This is a genomic window from Actinoplanes sp. 13, from assembly GCF_056134165.1.
This window is the reverse complement of sequence record NZ_JBVYOQ010000017.1, coordinates 22925-40141: the sequence shown is the minus strand read 5'-3', so window position 1 is coordinate 40141 and position 17217 is coordinate 22925. Positions and strand designations below refer to the sequence as shown.

Annotated in this window: 18 protein-coding genes; 6 read left to right on the top strand and 12 right to left on the bottom strand. The window is 72.9% G+C overall.

The genetic code is table 11. The annotated features are described in order from the left end of the window. The first annotated feature begins 12 nt into the window (after positions 1 to 12). From AC0NH5_RS27955 to AC0NH5_RS27945, 3 genes are read left to right on the top strand one after another with little or no spacing between them, the layout of a single operon-like run. Positions 13 to 1398: a PP2C family protein-serine/threonine phosphatase gene (locus AC0NH5_RS27955; protein ID WP_474409438.1), complete on the top strand. Its 1386-nt coding sequence runs from the start codon at positions 13 to 15 to the stop codon at positions 1396 to 1398. Between the two features lie 10 nt (positions 1399 to 1408). Further along, positions 1409 to 2674 carry a vWA domain-containing protein gene (locus AC0NH5_RS27950; protein WP_474409436.1) on the top strand — a complete coding sequence of 422 codons (1266 nt, stop codon included), beginning with the start codon at positions 1409 to 1411 and terminating at the stop codon, positions 2672 to 2674. Then, the gene (locus AC0NH5_RS27945; protein ID WP_474409435.1) at positions 2671 to 3288 is read left to right on the top strand and encodes an FHA domain-containing protein; all 618 of its coding nucleotides are present in this window, start codon (positions 2671 to 2673) and stop codon (positions 3286 to 3288) included. Before AC0NH5_RS27950 ends, AC0NH5_RS27945 begins: the two co-directional genes overlap by 4 nt. A 1-nt stretch (position 3289) precedes the next feature. Here AC0NH5_RS27945 and AC0NH5_RS27940 read toward each other — a convergent pair whose 3' ends face one another. Further along, positions 3290 to 3823, bottom strand: a complete 534-nt coding sequence (locus AC0NH5_RS27940; protein WP_474409432.1) for a snapalysin family zinc-dependent metalloprotease — start codon at positions 3821 to 3823, stop codon at positions 3290 to 3292. A 261-nt stretch (positions 3824 to 4084) separates the two neighbouring features. On the opposite strand from AC0NH5_RS27940, the gene AC0NH5_RS27935 reads away from it, so the two are divergent. Next, a complete protein-coding gene (locus AC0NH5_RS27935) occupies positions 4085 to 5308 on the top strand; it encodes an MFS transporter (protein WP_474409430.1) in 1224 nt (407 codons plus the stop codon). Positions 5309 to 5647: 339 nt separating this feature from the next. Here the strand turns inward: AC0NH5_RS27935 and AC0NH5_RS27930 are convergent, their stop codons facing one another. Next, the gene (locus AC0NH5_RS27930; RefSeq protein ID WP_474409427.1) at positions 5648 to 6436 is read right to left on the bottom strand and encodes an inositol monophosphatase family protein; all 789 of its coding nucleotides are present in this window, start codon (positions 6434 to 6436) and stop codon (positions 5648 to 5650) included. Between the two features lie 119 nt (positions 6437 to 6555). Between AC0NH5_RS27930 and AC0NH5_RS27925 the strand changes: the two genes are divergently transcribed. After that, positions 6556 to 6936 carry a VOC family protein gene (locus AC0NH5_RS27925; RefSeq protein ID WP_474409424.1) on the top strand — a complete coding sequence of 127 codons (381 nt, stop codon included), beginning with the start codon at positions 6556 to 6558 and terminating at the stop codon, positions 6934 to 6936. 102 nt (positions 6937 to 7038) lie between these two features. On the opposite strand, the gene AC0NH5_RS27920 is transcribed toward AC0NH5_RS27925, so the two are convergent. The 3 genes from AC0NH5_RS27920 to AC0NH5_RS27910 form a co-directional block, all read right to left on the bottom strand. Beyond that, a complete protein-coding gene (locus tag AC0NH5_RS27920) occupies positions 7039 to 7398 on the bottom strand; it encodes an STAS domain-containing protein (RefSeq protein WP_474409422.1) in 360 nt (119 codons plus the stop codon). A gap of 24 nt (positions 7399 to 7422) precedes the next feature. Then, positions 7423 to 8250 carry an ATP-binding protein gene (locus AC0NH5_RS27915; RefSeq protein WP_474409419.1) on the bottom strand — a complete coding sequence of 276 codons (828 nt, stop codon included), beginning with the start codon at positions 8248 to 8250 and terminating at the stop codon, positions 7423 to 7425. A 286-nt stretch (positions 8251 to 8536) separates the two neighbouring features. Further along, entirely contained in the window at positions 8537 to 11302 is a 2766-nt protein-coding gene (locus AC0NH5_RS27910) for a DEAD/DEAH box helicase (RefSeq protein WP_474409416.1), read from the bottom strand. A 78-nt stretch (positions 11303 to 11380) separates the two neighbouring features. Between AC0NH5_RS27910 and AC0NH5_RS27905 the strand changes: the two genes are divergently transcribed. Continuing rightward, positions 11381 to 12130, top strand: a complete 750-nt coding sequence (locus AC0NH5_RS27905) for an HAD family hydrolase (protein ID WP_474409413.1) — start codon at positions 11381 to 11383, stop codon at positions 12128 to 12130. Positions 12131 to 12150: 20 nt separating this feature from the next. On the opposite strand, the gene AC0NH5_RS27900 is transcribed toward AC0NH5_RS27905, so the two are convergent. From AC0NH5_RS27900 to AC0NH5_RS27870, 7 genes are all read right to left on the bottom strand, one after another. Then, positions 12151 to 12339 (bottom strand): hypothetical protein, encoded by a 189-nt coding sequence (locus AC0NH5_RS27900; RefSeq protein WP_474409410.1) that lies wholly within the window; start codon positions 12337 to 12339, stop codon positions 12151 to 12153. A 41-nt stretch (positions 12340 to 12380) separates the two neighbouring features. Next, positions 12381 to 13280: a diacylglycerol kinase family protein gene (locus AC0NH5_RS27895; protein ID WP_474409408.1), complete on the bottom strand. Its 900-nt coding sequence runs from the start codon at positions 13278 to 13280 to the stop codon at positions 12381 to 12383. An 84-nt stretch (positions 13281 to 13364) separates the two neighbouring features. Further along, a complete protein-coding gene (gene tatC, locus AC0NH5_RS27890; RefSeq protein WP_474409406.1) occupies positions 13365 to 14330 on the bottom strand; it encodes a twin-arginine translocase subunit TatC in 966 nt (321 codons plus the stop codon). Positions 14331 to 14339: 9 nt separating this feature from the next. Next, positions 14340 to 14741 (bottom strand): Sec-independent protein translocase subunit TatA, encoded by a 402-nt coding sequence (gene tatA, locus AC0NH5_RS27885; RefSeq protein WP_474409403.1) that lies wholly within the window; start codon positions 14739 to 14741, stop codon positions 14340 to 14342. 158 nt (positions 14742 to 14899) lie between these two features. Continuing rightward, positions 14900 to 15142, bottom strand: a complete 243-nt coding sequence (locus AC0NH5_RS27880; protein WP_474409679.1) for a hypothetical protein — start codon at positions 15140 to 15142, stop codon at positions 14900 to 14902. Between the two features lie 25 nt (positions 15143 to 15167). Continuing rightward, complete coding sequence (locus AC0NH5_RS27875) at positions 15168 to 16130, bottom strand: helix-turn-helix transcriptional regulator (protein ID WP_474409400.1); 963 nt, start codon at positions 16128 to 16130, stop codon at positions 15168 to 15170. Next, positions 16127 to 17110, bottom strand: coding sequence for a helix-turn-helix transcriptional regulator (locus AC0NH5_RS27870; RefSeq protein ID WP_474409398.1), 984 nt, complete (start codon positions 17108 to 17110; stop codon positions 16127 to 16129). The genes AC0NH5_RS27875 and AC0NH5_RS27870 overlap by 4 nt, the downstream gene beginning before the upstream one ends. Positions 17111 to 17217: the final 107 nt, after the last annotated feature.

The following is a 17217-nucleotide window of genomic DNA, read 5'->3' as shown; positions in this document are numbered from 1 at the left end:
GTAACGACGCCGATGATCCTGACCGATTGCACCGCATGCGCCGACGAGCGCGCGGCCGGGGCGGCGTTCTGTGAGGTGTGCGGGCGCGAGCTGGCCGCGCCGCAGAGCGGGCCCGAGACGACAGCCGTGCTGCCGGCCGCCACACCGGGTGAGGCGGAGACGACTGCCGTGCTGCCCACCGCGGCCGGCTCGGCACCGGCGCCGAGCGCTGTCAGCACCGTGGAGCTGCCGGCGCCGGAAGATCCGCCGGCCGCCGGGGAGCCGGCGGCCGGTGCGAGGTCCGCGAAGGACTGGATGGACTGCCCGCACTGCGGTGCCGAGAAGACCGTGGGCGCGGACGGCTACTGCGAGGAGTGCGGCATGCTCGCCGGCCGGCCCCGTGACCACCTGGAAGCCGACGGCGGTGCGACCGGGGCGGCGGTCAGCGACCGGGGCCGGCGGCACCACCGCAACGAGGACGCCATGTGGCTGGCGGTCGGCGAGTCGGCCGCGGACGTGGTGGTCTGCGACGGCGTGTCCGCCTCCTACGACCCGGACGCGGCCTCCGACCTCGCCGCGCGGACGGCGGGCGAGTTGCTCGCGGTGGCCCAGCACCCGGCCGCCGCGCCGGCCGATCCGGGCGCGGACACCACGACGGTGCTCGGTGCCGCAGACACCACGACGGTGCTCGGTGCCGCAGACACCACGACGGTGCTCGGTGCCGCGGACACCACGGTGGTGGCCGCCGACAAGGACGCCACCACCAGGCTCCCGGCCGGGGACGAGACCGTAGTGATCAGCGACCGGGCGGGGGCTTCACCCGTACCAGCGGAAGATCTTGAAGAGCCCAGCCCGGCAATCGCCATCGCCGGCGTCGTCGCCGCGGCCATCTCCGCCGCCGCCGACGCCGTGGCGTCGCTGGCGCACACCGGCGACCCGCGCCGCGCCTCCTCCAACCCGGCGTGCACCATCGTCGCCGCGGCTGTCCGCGGCCCGCACGTCGGCTTCGGCTGGGTCGGTGACAGCCGCGCCTACTGGCTCGGCCCGGACGGCCCGGCCGAGCAGCTCACCGAGGACGACTCGTGGGCCCAGCACGTGATCGCGCTCGGTATCGACCCGCAGGTCGCGATGAACGACCCGAAGGCGCACGCGATCACCGCCTGGCTGGGCGCGGACGCCGGCCCGGTCCGGCCGCGGGCCGGCGCCTTCACCGCCGCCCAGCCGGGGCTGCTGATGCTGTGCAGCGACGGCCTGTGGAACTACCTCACCGACCCGGCCGAGCTCGCCGATGTGGTTCGCTCCTGCGTGGCGTCGGCGCCGGGCCTGCTGGACGCGGCGCGGGCCCTCGTCGCCTACGCGAACAAGGCCGGCGGCGCCGACAACATCACCGTCGCCCTCGTCCCGGTTCACCCCGAGTAAGGAGACCAGAGTGTCCTACACCGCCGAGGCCTTCCAGAACGAGTACCTCGCCCTGGGCGCGAGCGAGGTCAACGCGATCGTCACGGTCACCTCGACCGGGGCGGAGGGCGGCCGCCGCACGGCCGGGGCGACCGAGATCATCATCGTGGACGCGTCCGGCTCGATGCAGGCCGAGGGGCGCATCGGCGCGGCCCGGCAGGCCGCCAAGGCGGCCGTCGAGTGCATCGACGACGGCGTGCACTTCGCGATCATCGCGGGGGTGAGCACCGCGCAGCAGCTCTACCCGGACCCCGGCCTGCTGGCCGTCGCCTCGCCGGCCACCCGGGCCGAGGCGTCCCGCGCCGTCGAGCGGCTCCAGCCCGGCGGCGGCACCGCGATGGGCGCCTGGCTGCTGCTCGCCGCCCAGCTGTTCGCGTTGCGCCCGGGCGACATCGCGCACGCCATCCTGCTGACCGACGGCGACAACGGCGAGCGGTACGGCTATCTGGAGAGTGTCCTGGAGTCCATCGCCGGCCGGTTCACCTGCGACTGCCGGGGCGTGGGCACCAACTGGAAGGTCTCCGAGCTCCGCAAGATCTCCGCAGCGCTGCTCGGCACCGTGGACATCGTCGCGAAGCCGATGGACCTGACCGCGGCGTTCGAGCAGATGATGACCTCGGCGATGGGCAAGACCAGCGCCGACGTGCAGCTCAAGGTGTGGACCCCGGTGAACACCACGGTCCGGTTCGTCAAGCAGGTCGAGCCGCAGGTGGCCGATCTGACCGGCAAGCGGGTGCCGGACGGCCCCCGGGCCGGGCGCTACCCGCTGGGCGCCTGGGGCCAGGAGAGCCGCGACTACCACATCTGCATCGACGTGACCCCGGGCGCGTCCGGCGACGAGATGCTCGCCGCCCGGGTGTCGGTGGTCGAGGGCGACACTGTGCACGCGCAGTCGCTGGTCCGGGCGGTGTGGACCGACGACACCGCGCTCTCCACCCGGATCAACCGGCAGGTCGCCCACTACACCGGGCAGGCGGAGCTGGCCGACGCGATCCAGGCCGGGATCGCGGCCCGGGAGTCGGGCGACGACCGGACCGCGACGATGAAGTTCGGCCGGGCCGCGCAGCTGGCGCACGCCAGCGGGAACAAGGCGACCGAGGACCTGCTGAGCAAGGTGGTGGAGATCGAGGACGCGGCGACCGGGACGGTCCGGCTCCGGCGCCGGGTGAGCGCGGAGGACGAGATGGCGCTCGACACCCGGTCGACGAAGACGGTGCGGGTCGGGCGGTCGCAGTGACCCACCTCTGCCCGAAGGGACACGTCTCGGCGGACGGCGACTTCTGCGACACGTGCGGGGCGAAGATCGTCGCCGAGACCGTGGTCCTGGCGGTCCCCGAGCCGACGGTGGCCGCCTGCCCGAACTGCGGGGTGCCGCGCGGCGGGACGGCCCGCTTCTGCGAGGACTGCGGTTACGACCACACCACCGGCAAGGTCCCGCAGCTGGCCCCGCCGTCCCCGCCGGCGGCCGACTGGACCGCCACGGTCTTCGCCGACCGGGCGTACTTCGACCTCAACGAGGCGGACGGCGTCGAGTTCCCGGCCGGCACGCCGGAGCAGACGATCATCCTGCGCCCGCCGCAGATCCGGATCGGCCGGCACAGCACCTCCAAGGGCACCGACCCGGAGCTCGACCTGCCGGACGACCCGGGGGTCTCGCACAGCCACGCGCTGCTGACGCTCAACATCGACGGCGTCTGGCTGGTCTCCGATCTCGGCTCGACGAACGGGACGTACCTCAACGACGAGGACCTGCCGCTCGGCGCCGGACAGTCACGCGCCCTGAAGGACGGCGACCAGGTCCACGTCGGCGTCTGGACCACGATCACGATGCACGCCCCGCCCGCCGGGTGACTCACTGCCAGACGTACGCCCGCGGCGCGACCCGGGCGGCCGCGGCCGAGGCGAAGTTGTTGTTCACCGTCGACGCCTCACGGCTGCTCGGGTTCGGGTTGGTGCAGCTCACCGGCGCGCTGCTGCCGGACATCAGGTCGCTGCACAGCCCGGTGCGCCGGTCCGGCAGGCCGAGCAGGTGCCCGAACTCGTGCGCGGCGATCCGCGGCTGGTAGTAACCCTGGTTGACCGCCTGGCGGCCCATGTACCAGCGGCCGTTGCCGAGCGAGGTGGTCTGGGCGCGGGGCCAGCCGTTGTCCGCGTACACCCGGATGTTCGGGGTGCGCCCGGCCGGCACCGGCTCGAGCCGGACGTTCGCGACCCGGCTGTTCCAGATCTGCGCGCCCTGGTGCACGACCGAGACGAACTCCTGGGCCTGGCTGGCGTCGTAGTACAGCACGCGCGGGGCCGCCGACGCGGGCGTCGCACCGATCACCTGGACGCCGCCGAGGGCCGCGGCGGCCACGAGCGCGGCCAGCACTCTTCGCAGGATCATCTTCACTCCTTGGGGGTTGAGGACTGCACCCCACCCTAGGAAGTCCAGTGATCCTTATCGATGGTTAAGGTCATACCGTTTGCCGCCTCGGGGTGGAAGGATGGAACGACCTTCGACGTCAGGAGCGAACATGCGCCTCAGCCCGGTCACGGTCGCCGCTGCGCCGCGAGAGCACGCCGCGCCCTAGCCACACCGCGGTGATGGCTCCTCGCCGCGGAGCGGTCCACGACGACCGTTTCCTTCCTGGCTCGAGGAGCTCTTTTGCGTACCCTTTTCAGCCCGCGCCTCGGCGTGGGTTTCCACCGCCTGTGGGCCGCCTCGGCGGTCTCCAACCTGGGCGACGGCGTCACCATGGTGGCCGGCCCGTTGCTGCTGGCCTCGATCACCGACAGCCCCGCCCTGATCGCCGGCGGCGCCCTGGCCGGCCAACTCCCCTGGTTGCTGTTCGGCCTGATCAGCGGCGCCTACGCGGACCGCCTGGACCGGCGCCGCCTGATCGTCACCGTCAACCTGGTGCGGGCGGCGGCGCTGGCAGTGCTCACCGCGGCGATCGCCACCGGACACGTCTCGGTGCCGCTCGTCTACGCGGTCGTCTTCGTCCTGGGCGTGGCCGAGACCGCCGCGGACACCGCCGCCGGGGCGCTGCTGCCGGCCGTCGTCGCACCCGCCGAGCTGGACCGGGCCAACGCCCGCCTGGCCGCCACCTTCACCGTCGTCAACCAGTTCGCCGCCAAGCCGTTCGGCGCCTGGCTCTACGGCATCGCCGCGGCCGCGCCGTTCGGTCTCGACGCCGTCACCTTCGTGGTGGCGGCCGCCCTGGTCGCCGGCCTGCCCGCCACCCGTTCCGCTCCGGGCGCGGAGCCGGCGGTCCGCCGCTCCCTGCGGGCCGACATCGGTGAGGGCCTGCGCTGGCTCTGGCGCAACCGGCTCCTGCGCACCCTGGCCGTGGCGATGGGTCTGAGCAACATCGTGTACTGCGCGGCCTTCGCCACGTTCGTCCTCTACGCCCGGCACCGGCTGGGCCTGTCCGACGTGGGCTTCGGTTTCCTGCTCACCGCCTTCGCGGCCGGCGGGCTGGCCGGATCCCTCGTCGCCGTCCGCCTGACACGGCTGCTCGGCGCCACCACGGCCCTGCGTGCCGGCCTGCTCCTCGAGGCGCTCTTCCACCTCACGCTGGCCTCGACCACGTCACCGCTCGTCGCCGCCGCGGCCATCGTCGTCTTCGGCGTCCACACCATGGTCTGGGGCGTCACCGTCACCACCCTGCGCCAGCGCCTCGTCCCGGCGGGCCTGCTGGGCCGGGTGGGCAGCGTCTACACCCTGCTGGAGTCCGGCGGCGCCGCGGCGGTCGGCACGCTGATCGGCGGCCTGCTGGCCACCACCTGGTCCCTCACCACACCGTTCTGGCTGGCCTCGGCAGCGATGACCGCCATCGCTGCCGCTGCCTGGAGACCTTTGCGAAAGGCATCGATATCGTACGAATGAGTCCGGTCCCGGGGCCATCCGCGACCGTCTGCCCACTCCCGGCCGCAGCGCGGCCGCCGGGCTGAAGCGGGTGGTCACCCACCGGACGCGCACGCCTCCGTCCGCGCACACCGCCGCGCGGCTCCGTCCGCCCACACCGCCGCGCAGCTTCGCCCCCACACCGCGCGCGGCCCGGAGGCGGTCGCGCGGCGTGGGGTCGATCGCGCGGCCCGGAGGCGGTCGCGCGGCCTGGGGTCGGTCGTGCGACCTGGGGTGAGCGCGCCGCTCAGACCGAACGTGACTCACGCGGCGGCTTCGTGTGCTCCCCAGCCGGCTCCACCCCGGCCCGGGAGCGCACGATCACTGCACAGCCGCCGAGCTCAGCAGGCCCAGCGCCGCGTCCCGCAAGTCGGCGTTCGCCGCGAACAGCGACGGCCCCGCCCCCGGGCTGGTCCGCCCGTCGAGCCCTCGATAGAAGCCGCCGGCCTCCGCCACGATCAGCGACGTGGCCGCGAAGTCCCACACCGACCCGCACGTCTGCACGGCCACGTCCAGGTCACCCCGGGCGATCATCAGCGGCGGGTGCAGCGGCCACTCCAGCTCGTCCGCGACCTCGATCAGCGGCGCGGCCACCTCACGATCCCAGGCCGGCACGACACCGAGGCGACTCTCCTCGACCTTCCGCGCGGCGCCCGGCGACACGTGGATCCGTGTCTCGTCCACCACTTCACCGGCCTGGACCCGTCCCTCGTACGCCCCCGCCCCCCGCTCGGCCCACCAGATGCGCTGCTGCGCGGGCACCACCGCGACGCCAGCGGTGATCGCGCCCTGCTCCTCGAGGGCGACCAGCACGAGCCACCGCGGATCCCCCGCGACGAAGAGCGCCGTCCCGTCGATCGGGTCGATGATCCAGCGGCGACCGCCACGGCCCGCCGTCTCACCCTCCTCCTCGCCGAGGATCGCGTCGTCCGGCCGGGCCGCCGTCAGCACGTCGCGGATGACCGCCTCGACGGCGCGGTCGGCCCGCGTCACCACCGAGCCGTCCGCCTTCACCTCGCGTGGCAGGTCGGCCAGGGTGGCGTAGTGCCGCATCGCCTCGGCGGCGCCGGCAACCGCGGCCGCCCGGGCAAGCAGAAGATCGTCGTTCACCCGTCCATCCTGCCCGGCGCGGGCAGGCCCGCGGGCCCGGTCGGAGGTGAACTCCGTGCCAAGATTGCGCGCCGTGTCAGGAGTCGCATTCGGACAGTCACGCGGCTTAAAGTCGGATCATGCATCGCAGCCGCCTCTTCGGATTGTTCATCGACACCCCCGCCGACCAGGCCGCCACCGCCGCCGGGTTCTGGTCGGCCGCCCTCGGCACCCCCGCGGAGCCGGTGCCCGGCGAGGAGGAGTTCATCCAGCTGCGGGGTGCCGTGCCCGGTTTCGCCGTGGATGTCCAGGCGGTCGGCGACGCCCCGCGTTACCACGTCGACATCGAGACCGACGACGTGCCCGCCGAGCGCACCCGGCTGACCGGCCTGGGCGCCGAGATCATCGCCGACCACGGCGGCCACGTGATCCTGCGGGCGCCGGGTGGTCACCTCTTCTGCGTCGTCCCTGTCCAGAGCGACCAGGCCCTCTTCGACTCCACCGCCCGCACCTGGCCCTGACCCACTCCCACACCCCGCCCGCACCTGGCCCTGACCCACTCCCCGCCCGCACCCGGCCGTGACCTACTCCCACACCCCACCTGGCCGCGACACCGAGCCCGCTCACGCATCGAGGTCGAACAGGTCCGCCGCCCGCGTAGCCAGCAGCAACCACCGCAGATGCGGCTGCGGATCGTGGAGGTGGCAGGTCGCCTGCCGCGCCTCGGCCACCCGCCGGGCCGCCACCAGCATGCGCAGCCCCGCCGCGTCGCAGAAGTCCACCTCGGCCAGGTCGATGTGCATCTGCCGCACCGGCACCCCGAACCCGATCAGGTCGTGCACCTGCGCCAGATCGTAGAGCTGACTCTGGAGAGCGCTCACCGACGTGGCGTCCAAGCTGCCGCGCAGCGTGATCAGCAGCCGGTCCCCGTCGCGCGAGCCGGCGATCCGGGTACCCGCGGGCCCCGGCCCCGAACCTGTCATCCCCGAACCTCCGGCGCGAGTCGTTCAGCCAGCCTCCGGGCGGGCTCGGATGATCGCCCACACCAGCTTGCCGTTGCGGGCGGGCAGAGCGCCCCACGCCGAGGCCGCCGCGCCCACGATGCGCAGGCCGAGGCCGCGGTCGACCAGGGACGGGCCGAGCGGCCCGGGGACCGGGTCACGCAGCCGGGGCAGGACCGTGTCGCCGTCGTAGACGGCCAGGTGCAGCGCCGCCCCCGGCCCCGCGCCGCGTAACGAGATGATGATCTCGATGTCGGTGCCGGCGTGCTCGGCGGCGTTCAGCACCAGCTCGGAGACGACCAGGCGGGCGCGCTGGCACAGATGCTCCAGCCGCCACTCCCGGCAGGCGTCGTTGATCAGCGAACGGGCCATCGACGCGCCGGCCGGGTCGGGCGGCAGCACGAGGTTCATCCGCTCCGGCAGCGCGCGGCGGCCGGCCAGCGCGGCCTGGGCCTGGGCGACCGTGGCGTAGTGCACCAGCCAGTCCCGCGCGCCGAGGCGGGTCATCCGGCGGGCGAGCGGCGCGTTGGCCCGCGCGCAGATCGCGATCGTCACCGGCGGTTCCATCGCGGCGCCCTGGGCGCAGGCGGTCAGCCACAGCGGCGCGCTCGCCGCGTGCGGGTCGCTGAGCTCCTGGAGGTCCACGATGATCCCGGTGGGGTGCTCGGCCAGGCACTTGTCCAGCACCGCGCGGGCCCGCGTGGACAGCGAACGGTCCCAGCCGCCCCACACCGAGAACTCGATCACCGTCGTGTCGGCGTCGATGACGGCCAGCACCGAGTCGGTCAGGGTGTCACCGGACCAACCGATCAGATGGGGTGAGCCCCCGCTCATCGCGCCCTTCTCCCGACCCTCGGGCCGTTGCCGTCATCGACGTCTGTGCTGCCGCCCGCAATTCTTGATTTGTCCGGAAGATCTCGTCAACGGACATTCACCATCCGCCACGATCGCCATTCGTTCCGGCCGCGAACCGCAACCGTGTCGCCGCCCGCCCGGCCGGAAAACGCACAACCGCTCCGATCCCCCCGCGACCGCCGGAGAAGGACGAGCGCCGGACCGCCCGAGGGCGGCCCGGAAAAGCCGAGCGCCGGGGACGACCCGGTGCTCGGAGTTCCACCGCTCACACCCCGCCCTGCAGCGCGAGCACCCCCCGGTTCACCGCGCTGACCGCCTTACGCGCCGTCGCCTTCACGCTCGGCGACGCGGCGGCCGCCTCCCGGATCTGCCCCAGCAGGTCCAGCACCTGCCGGGCCCACCGCACGAAGTCGCCGGCCGGCATGTCCGCGTCGTATTGGGTGCCGCTGGCAAGCACCCGCGCCAGCGGCTCGCCGCGCGCCCACCGGTACATCGGCCAGACGAACCCGGCGTCCGGCTCCCGTGTCAGCGACAGCCCGTGCTCGCTCTCCTCGGCCGAGATCTCGGCCCAGAGCTTCGCGCAGTCGTCCACCGCGGCGCTGACCGGCCCCTTCGGCACCGACGCGCGGTCCTCACCCTCGCGCCGCGACTCGTACAGCACCATGGAGACGGCGGCGGCCAGCTCCTCGGGGGCCAGGCCGTCCCACACGCCCTGGCGCAGGCACTCGGCGACGAGCAGGTCGGCCTCCGACCAGATCCGGCCGAGCATCCGCCCGGCCTCGGTGACCTCGCCGTCGGCGCTGAGATATCCCCGGGAGGTCAGCACCGAGCAGACCTCGTCGAAGGTGCGGGCCAGCGACCCGGTCCGGCCGGCCACCTTGTCCCGCAGCGCGTCGGTGTCGCGCAGCAGCCGGTGCCGCCGCTCCGCCCAGCGCGCGTGATCCTCGCGCTCCGGGCAGGCGTGGCACGGATGCTGTCGCAGCTGCACCTTGAGCAGGGCAATCTCGGCGTCCTCACCCGGGTTGCCCCGGCTGCGGCCACCGCGCCGCCGGTCCGGGTGCCGGTCCAGCCCGGTGCCGCTGACCTGGGCGGCCAGGTCCCGGCGGGCGCCCGGCGAGCGGTGGTTGAAGTTCTTCGGCACCCGGAGGCGGGCCAGCACCTCGACCTCGCCGCCGAAGTCGCCCGGGCTGACCCGGCCGGCCCAGCGGTCCTGGGTCAGCACCAGCGGCCGGGGCTCACCGAACCCGCTGCCGGCCGGCTCCAGCACCACGGCCAGCCCGGCCCGGCGCCCCTGCGGGACCCGGATCACGTCACCGAGGCGCAGCCTCTCCAGCGACGCCACGGCGGCCGACTTGCGCTGGGCCACCCCCTGCCGGGACAGCGCCTTCTCCCGGTCGGCGATGGCGACCCTGATCGCGAAGTACTCGTCGAAGTCGCCGTGGTGGCAGGCGGCGTCCTCCCCGTACGCCTGCATGGTCTCGACGTTGCGCTGGACCTGCCGGGCCAGGCCGACCACCGACCGGTCCGCCTGGAACTGGGCGAACGACGACTCGAGCAGCTCGCGGGATTTCTCCGCGCCGACGGTGCCGACCAGGTTGACCGCCATGTTGTAGGACGGCCGGAACGACGAGCGCAGCGGATAGGTGCGGGTGGAAGCGAGACCGGCGACGTGCCGGGGGTCGACGTCCGGGCTCCAGAGCACCACGGCGTGCCCCTCGACGTCGATGCCGCGCCGGCCGGCCCGGCCGGTGAGCTGCGTGTATTCCCCCGGGGTGAGGTCGACGTGCGCCTCGCCGTTGTATTTGACCAGGCGTTCCAGCACCACGCACCGGGCCGGCATGTTGATGCCCAGCGCCAGCGTCTCGGTGGCGAAGACCGCCTTGACCAGGCCCTTGACGAAGCACTCCTCGACCGCCTCCTTGAAGGCGGGCAGCATGCCGGCGTGGTGCGCGGCGACCCCGCGCTCCAGGCCGTCGAGCCACTCCCAGTAACCCAGCACCGACAGGTCCTCGGCCGGGATGCTCGCCACCTTCACCGAGGCGATGCGGCGGATCTCGGCGCGCTCGTCGGCGTCGGTGAGCCGCATGCCGGCGGTCAGGCACTGCTGCACGGCCGCGTCGCAGGCGGCCCGGCTGAAGATGAACAGGATGGCCGGCAGCAGCCCGGCGCGGTCCAGCCGGTCCACCACCTCGGGGCGGGGCGGCGGCGTCCAGCGCCGGCCGCGATGACCACCCCGGCCGTTCCACCCGGTGGCGGCCCGGTCGGTCATCTCGAGGCGGCGTTCCATCTCCCGCGTGTAGCGCAGCAGCTCGGGGTGGACGTCGTGCTTCTTCGCCGCGTCGGCGTCGTGGAACAGGTCGAACATCCGGCGGCCGACCAGCATGTGCTGCCAGAGCGGCACCGGCCGGTGCTCGCTGACCACCACCTCGGTCTGGCCGCGCACGGTGACCAGCCAGTCGGCGAACTCCTCGTAGTTGCTCACCGTGGCCGACAGCGACACCAGGGTCACCGAGGCCGGCAGGTGGATGATCACTTCTTCCCAGACCGCGCCACGGAACCGGTCGGCGAGGTAGTGCACCTCGTCCATCACCACGTATGCCAGGCCGCGCAGCTGGTCGGAGCCGGAGTAGAGCATGTTGCGCAGGACCTCGGTGGTCATCACCACCACGGGGGCGTCGCCGTTGATCGCGTTGTCACCGGTCAGCAGGCCCACCTTGTCGGCGCCGTAGCGGTCGACGAGGTCGTGGTACTTCTGGTTCGAGAGGGCCTTGATCGGGGTGGTGTAGAAGCACTTGCGCACGCCCGAGCGCAGTGCCAGGTGCACCGCGAACTCGCCGACCACGGTCTTGCCGGCACCGGTCGGCGCGCAGACCAGCACGCCGCTGCCGCGCTCCAGGACCGCGCAGGCCTCGCGCTGGAAGTCGTCCAGGTCGAAGCCGACGTCGAGCATGAAATCCTCGAGGGCCGGGAACTGCGCGACCCGCGCCGCCCGCCTTTTGGATTCCGCATACCGTTCGGCGGGACTCGTCATGAACCCCAGGCTAGTTCGTGGATGTGACACTTTGCGACACGGTGGTGGCTGCCGGGCGGGTCGGTGTGGATCGGTAAGGTGCATCCCGTGCCGGATGCCATCGAAATGACGGAACACCCGCGCGATCCTGGACGGCCGGTGGAGGCGGTGCTGTTCGACTTCCACGGCACGCTGGCCCAGGTCGAGGACCCGCTGACCTGGGTCGTCGCCGCCGCCGCGGCCTGCGGGGCGGAACTTCCCCGGGACCGGGCAACCGTCCTGGCCGACCGTCTGCTGACCGCCGGGCGGGCCGGCGGGCCGCTGCCGCACCGGGTGCCGCCGCATCTGGCCGAGCACTGGGCCGACCGGGATCTGTACGCGCACAGTCACCGCGCCGCCTACACCGGGCTGGCCTCGACCGTGCACACCGACGTCGAGGGTCTCGCCGACGCCCTCTACGACCGGCTGCTCACGCCGGACGGCTGGCTGCCGTACCCGGACACCCGGCCCACGCTGCGCCGGTTGCACGACGCCGGGATCAAGGTGGGCGTGGTCAGCAACATCGGCTTCGACATCCGCCCGCACTTCGCGCGCTGGGGCCTCGACGGCCTGGTCGACGCCTTCGCCCTCAGTTACGAGGTGGGCCGCACCAAGCCGGACCCGGCCATCTTCCTGCGGGCCTGCGGCATGCTCGGCGTGGACCCGGAGCGCACTCTCATGGTCGGCGACACACCCGCCGACGCCGGCGCGGTCCGCGCGGGTTGCGCCGCCCTGGTCCTGCCGGCCGCCGAGCCGGGCCACGTCAACGGCCTCGGCGCGACCCTCGCCCTGGCGGGCTGTGCCGCGTAAGGAGCTGTGCCGCGTCAACCTCAGGCGTAGCAGTCGAGAGCCGTGCCGATCCGGCCCTTCTTGCCGGTGGTCTGCGCCGCCTGGCTCTCCGCCGCGCCGTCGGTCCTGGCCGCGTCTGCCACCGCCTTGAGTGCCTCACGCGCGCTGCCGAACATCGACGAAGCCATGGAAGCCATCGAGGAGGCGCTGGTGCCGATCGAGTTCGTCATGCCAGTCAGTTCGGCCCGCGGCGGGAAATCTGACCCTCGGCTCACCGGAGCAACCGGACCGCACCCGGCTCGCACACGACGTCGAGCGGCAACGGCCCGAGCCGCTCGCCGTCGGCGTACCCGATGATCCCTTCGGCCTCGACCCGCACCCGGCGCCCGCGAAGCACCGTGACCTTGGGATCGTCGACGTGGGTGCCCTGCCGCAGGCGCGGCTTCAGCCGCGTCAGGTGGACCCGCCCGAGCGGCGCCGCGAAGATCACGTCGAGCAGCCCGTCCGCCGGATCCGCGCCCGGCAGGATCCGCATCCCGCCGCCGTAACTCGCGCAGTTACCCACCGCGACGATCTCGGCCGGAAAGCTGTGCGCCACGCCGTCCACGTGCACGGTGTAGGCACGGGCCCGCAGCCGCGCCAGCTCGAGCAGGATCGCCAGGTCGTACCGGCGTGGCCCCTTCGGCCGCCGCATCCGGTTCGCCCGTTCGTTCACCAGGGCGTCAAATCCGGCCGCCAGCACCGCACAGAACCATCGCTGGTCACCCCGGGCGTCCGAGGTCCGGGCCAGATCGAACCGGTGGGCACGCTCATCGCGCAGAGCCGCGCAGATCGCCTCCGCGGCCTGCTGCGGATCCGGGGGTACGCCCACCGCGCTCGCGAAGTCGTTCCCGGTGCCGGCCGGCACGACGCCGAACCCGACCGCTGTACCCGCTACCGCCTGTAACGCCCGGTGGACCGTCCCGTCCCCGCCCACCGCGACCACCGCGACCGCGCCCTCGTCCACCGCCCGGTGGCACGCGGCCTCCGCCTCGAGCCCGCTGCTCGCCTCCAGCAGCCGCACCGGCCGGCCCACCCCGCCCAGCGCCCGCACCACGTCCGGGAGCAAGCCACGGAACCGTCCCCGGCCGGCCGCCGGGTTCGCCAGCACCGCGATGAAATCGCTCGTCACAGCGGAGCACGGTACGCCCCGCCCCGCGGAACAGGAACGACCGCCGCACCGGGCCGGTGCGGCGGTCGCGGAAGCGTCGGAACGTCAGGTCATGTCGTCGAAGCGGCGTTCCAGCGGCGCCGGCCGCTCCACCGGCGACGGCGCACCGACGGCACTCGGCGCCTCGATCGGGTCGGACGCCCCGACCGGGACCCGCTCCTCGGCGAGCGGCGAGATCTCGTCGTCGTTCAGCCCGGCGTAGATCTCCTTGCCGCGCCCCTTGCGCTTGTCGTTGAGGAAGGCCACGCCGACCGCGATGAAGTACAGCAGCGACATGCAGGCCGCGAGCAGCGTCATGCCGAACGGGCCGGGGTCAGGAGTGGCGATCGCCGAGAACGCGAAGCATAGGAAGATCACCGCGCGCCACCAGCTGAGCAGGCGCTTGGCGCTGACCACGCCGGTGAAGTTCAGCATCAGCAGCACGAGCGGGAACTCGAAACCGGCGCCGAACAACAGGATCATCGAGGTCACGAAGCCGATGTAGGCGGTGACCTCGAGCTGCTGGGACTCCTGCAGGACACCGGCTTGCATGATGAAGGCCAGGCCGTGTTCCACCACGAAGAACGCCAACACTGCCCCGCCGGCGAACAGCGGCGCCGCGATCAGCACGAAGACGTAGGCCCACTTGCGCTCGTGCCGGTGCAGGCCGGGCGCGATGAATGCCCACAGCTGGTACAGCCAGACCGGGGCGCCGACGATCAGACCCAGCCACAAGGCGATCTTCAGCTTGAGGATCAGGCCGTCGGTGGCGCCGAGCGTCAGGAACTTGCACTCCCGGACGCCGTCCGCGTTGAGCACCCAGGAAGTCCCGAGTGCGCAGTAGGGCCCGCTGAGCAGGTCGAACGCCCAGTCAGCGAGGATGAACCCGAAGATCAGGCCCCCGACGATGCCCAGCGAGGCGAAGAAGAGCCGGTTGCGCAGCTCCCGGACGTGCTCGATCAGTGTCATCGAGCCGTCGGACGCCTGCTGGAACTTGCTGGGTCCCTTCTTGAGGCGCAGGCTCAGTGCCATCGGCCTGGGTCAGCGATCGTTGGTGCGCTGCACCGAGGGGTCGACGTACGGCTGGGGCTGCGGCTGCTGGTAACCGGCCGGCGGCGGCGGGGTCTGCTGGTAGCCCTGCGGCGGCGCCTGCTGGTAGCCGGCCGGCGGCGGGGTCTGCTGGTAGCCGGCCGGCGGCGCCTGCTGGTAACCCGGCTGCTGGTAGGGCTGCTGCACCTCACCCTGGAGCGGCGTGCGGCTGTGCTGCGGCTCGGCCTTCTCCGCGACGGTGTTGTCGTCGTCGACGAGACCCTTCGTCTCCGCCTTGATGATCCGCAGCGAACGGCCGAGCGAACGAGCCGCGTCGGGCAGACGCTTCGCGCCGAAGAGCAGAACGAGCACCACGACGAGAACGATGATGTGCCATGGCTTCAGCACGTTCATGGGATGACTCCAGTCGGTCGGATCAGGTTGCGGGGTCCATCGTACGTGTGGTTTCCGGTGAAGTCGGCCACCGGATGCCCTGGGATTCTTATGATCTTGCGAAGTCCCGGGCAACGGAGCGCGAACAGCACTCAGCTACCTTTCAGCGGCGCTCCCTCTCAACGGCCGAGCCCGGCTTTGACGACCGCGACCCGCTCCTGCGTCAGTTCGGCACGCGACTGGAGATCCTGCACAGTCTGCTGCAACGTTTCCGCACCCGTCTGCAACCGCAGCGCCTCCTCCTGCCGCCGTTGCAGGCGCAGCGCCGCCCGCTGCAGCTCGGAGAGCCGCCCGAACAGCCGCACGGCCACGGACACCAGGACAATCAGCGCGATCGCTGCGACAACGATCCAGACCCACATCACCACCCGGCCACCTTACCGGTTGTCACCGGGAGTCGAGCGGCGCCGCGTACTGGTCGAGTGCGGTGGCGGCCTCGGCCCGGATCCGCTCGACCAGTTCGGGCGGGCCCAGCACGGTGACCTCAGGCCCCACCCCGGCGAGGAACCGCTGCGCCCAGCCCAGGTCGGTGACCCGCATCGTGACCAGCCACTCCGGCGATTCCCGCCGCACCTCTTCGACCGGGTAGTACTCGGTGATCCATCGGCCGCCCCGGGCCACCCGCAACGTGACCAGCGGCAGCTCGGGACCGGGCCGGAACACGCCCTCGCTGACGTCCTGCGGCACCGCCCCGACCGGCGGGGCGGACGGCTCGGGCAGCTCGGCGAACGCGTCGATCCGGTCCACCCGGAACATCCGGGTGCCCTCGGCGCGGCGGCACCACGCCTCGAGGTACGCCAGGCCGCCCACCATCAGCATCCGCATCGGGTCGACCACCCGCTCGGTGGTCTCGTCGCGGGCCGCCGTGTAGTACGTCAGCCGCAGCGCGTGCCCGGAGTCCACCGCGGCCCGCACCGCGGCCAGCTTCTCCTGGTTGGCCGGCAGCCGGACGGTCACCGGCGCCGACGCCAGGTCCCCGGCCGCGCTCTCGATCTTGGCGAGGGCCCGTTCGATCGCGTCCCGGGTGCCGATCCCCGGCGTCTCGGCGAGCATCCGCAGCGCCACCACCAGCGCGAGGGCCTCGTCCGGGTTCAGCCGCAGCGGTTTGTCGATCCCGGCGTCGTGGCTGATCGTGACCCGGTCGCCGTCGAAGGCCATGTCGATCAGGTCGCCCGGCCCGTACCCGGGCAGCCCGCACACCCAGAGCAGCTCCAGGTCCTCGCGCAGCTGCTTGTCGGTCACCCCCAGGTCGGCGGCCGCCTCGGCGACCTCGATCCCGGGCCGGGCCAGCAGGTACGGCACCAGGTTGAGCAGCCGCCCGAGCCGGTCGGCGGAGGTCCGCGCGGTCATGACGGCACCGGCTCGTAGCGGACCACGAGTTCCTTGAGCTGCTGGATCACGGCGTCGCGTAGTTCCGGTGGCCCCTCGGCGCGCACGTCCGGCCCGTACCCCGCGATCCGCGACGCGAGCCATTCGACGTCCCCGTACGCAATCGTCAGCCGATCGCCGTCGGGCAGCGACACCGTCTCCGAGGCCATCCGCCGCAGGCCCGCGGCGCGGCCCGGCCGCACCGTCACGATGGCCCGCCCGGTGCGCGCGATCGGCCCGGTCGACCGGGCCACGTGGCTGATCAGGTCGGCGCCGGCCGGCGGCTCGAACGCCTCGCCGCGGCCGACCATGCGCACGTCGCCCTGGATCCGGGAGAGCCGGAAGCACCGGGTGGCGCCGCGGTCCTTGTCGTGGCCGACCACGTACCACCGGCCGCGCCAGCAGACGACGCCCCACGGCTCCAGGCGGCGGGTGCTCGGCTCGTCGCCTTCCGGCCGCCGGTATTTGAAGGTGACCGCCCGCCGCTGCCGGGCCGCCACGGTCAGCGGGCCGAACGCCGGGTCCACTGTCACCACCGGCTCGACGCCGAGGGTGGCCTGCGGGTCGACCTCGACTCCCGCGGCGCGCAGTTTCGCCAGCCCGGAGGAGGCCGCCGCGGCCAGACCGGCGTGCTGCCACAGCCGCGCGGCGATGCCGACGGCCGCCGCCTCGTCCGGCTCGAGCAGGATGTCGGGCAGCGCGTACTCCCGCTGGGCGATGCGGTAGCCCGGCTCCTGGTCGAAGATGCTCGCGGTGCCGGTCTCCAGGGGAACGCCGAGCTCACGCAGCTCGGCCTTGTCCCGCTCGAACTTGCGCTGGAACGCCTCGTGGTCGCGGGGGTCGGAGGGGTCGTGCTCATAACCGGGCACGGTCGCGGCGATCTGGGCGGCAGTCAGGAACCGCCGCGTGGACAGAAGGCAGATCACCAGGTTAACCAGGCGCTCCGTGCGAGTGCGCGACACGGCCGCAACGCTAGCAGCCCACCGGTCGGCGCGGTTATCCGTGTTTGCCGCGGGAACGCAGCGATCGTGACCCAGACTGTTCCCGCACCAGCAGAGCCCGTCGCCGC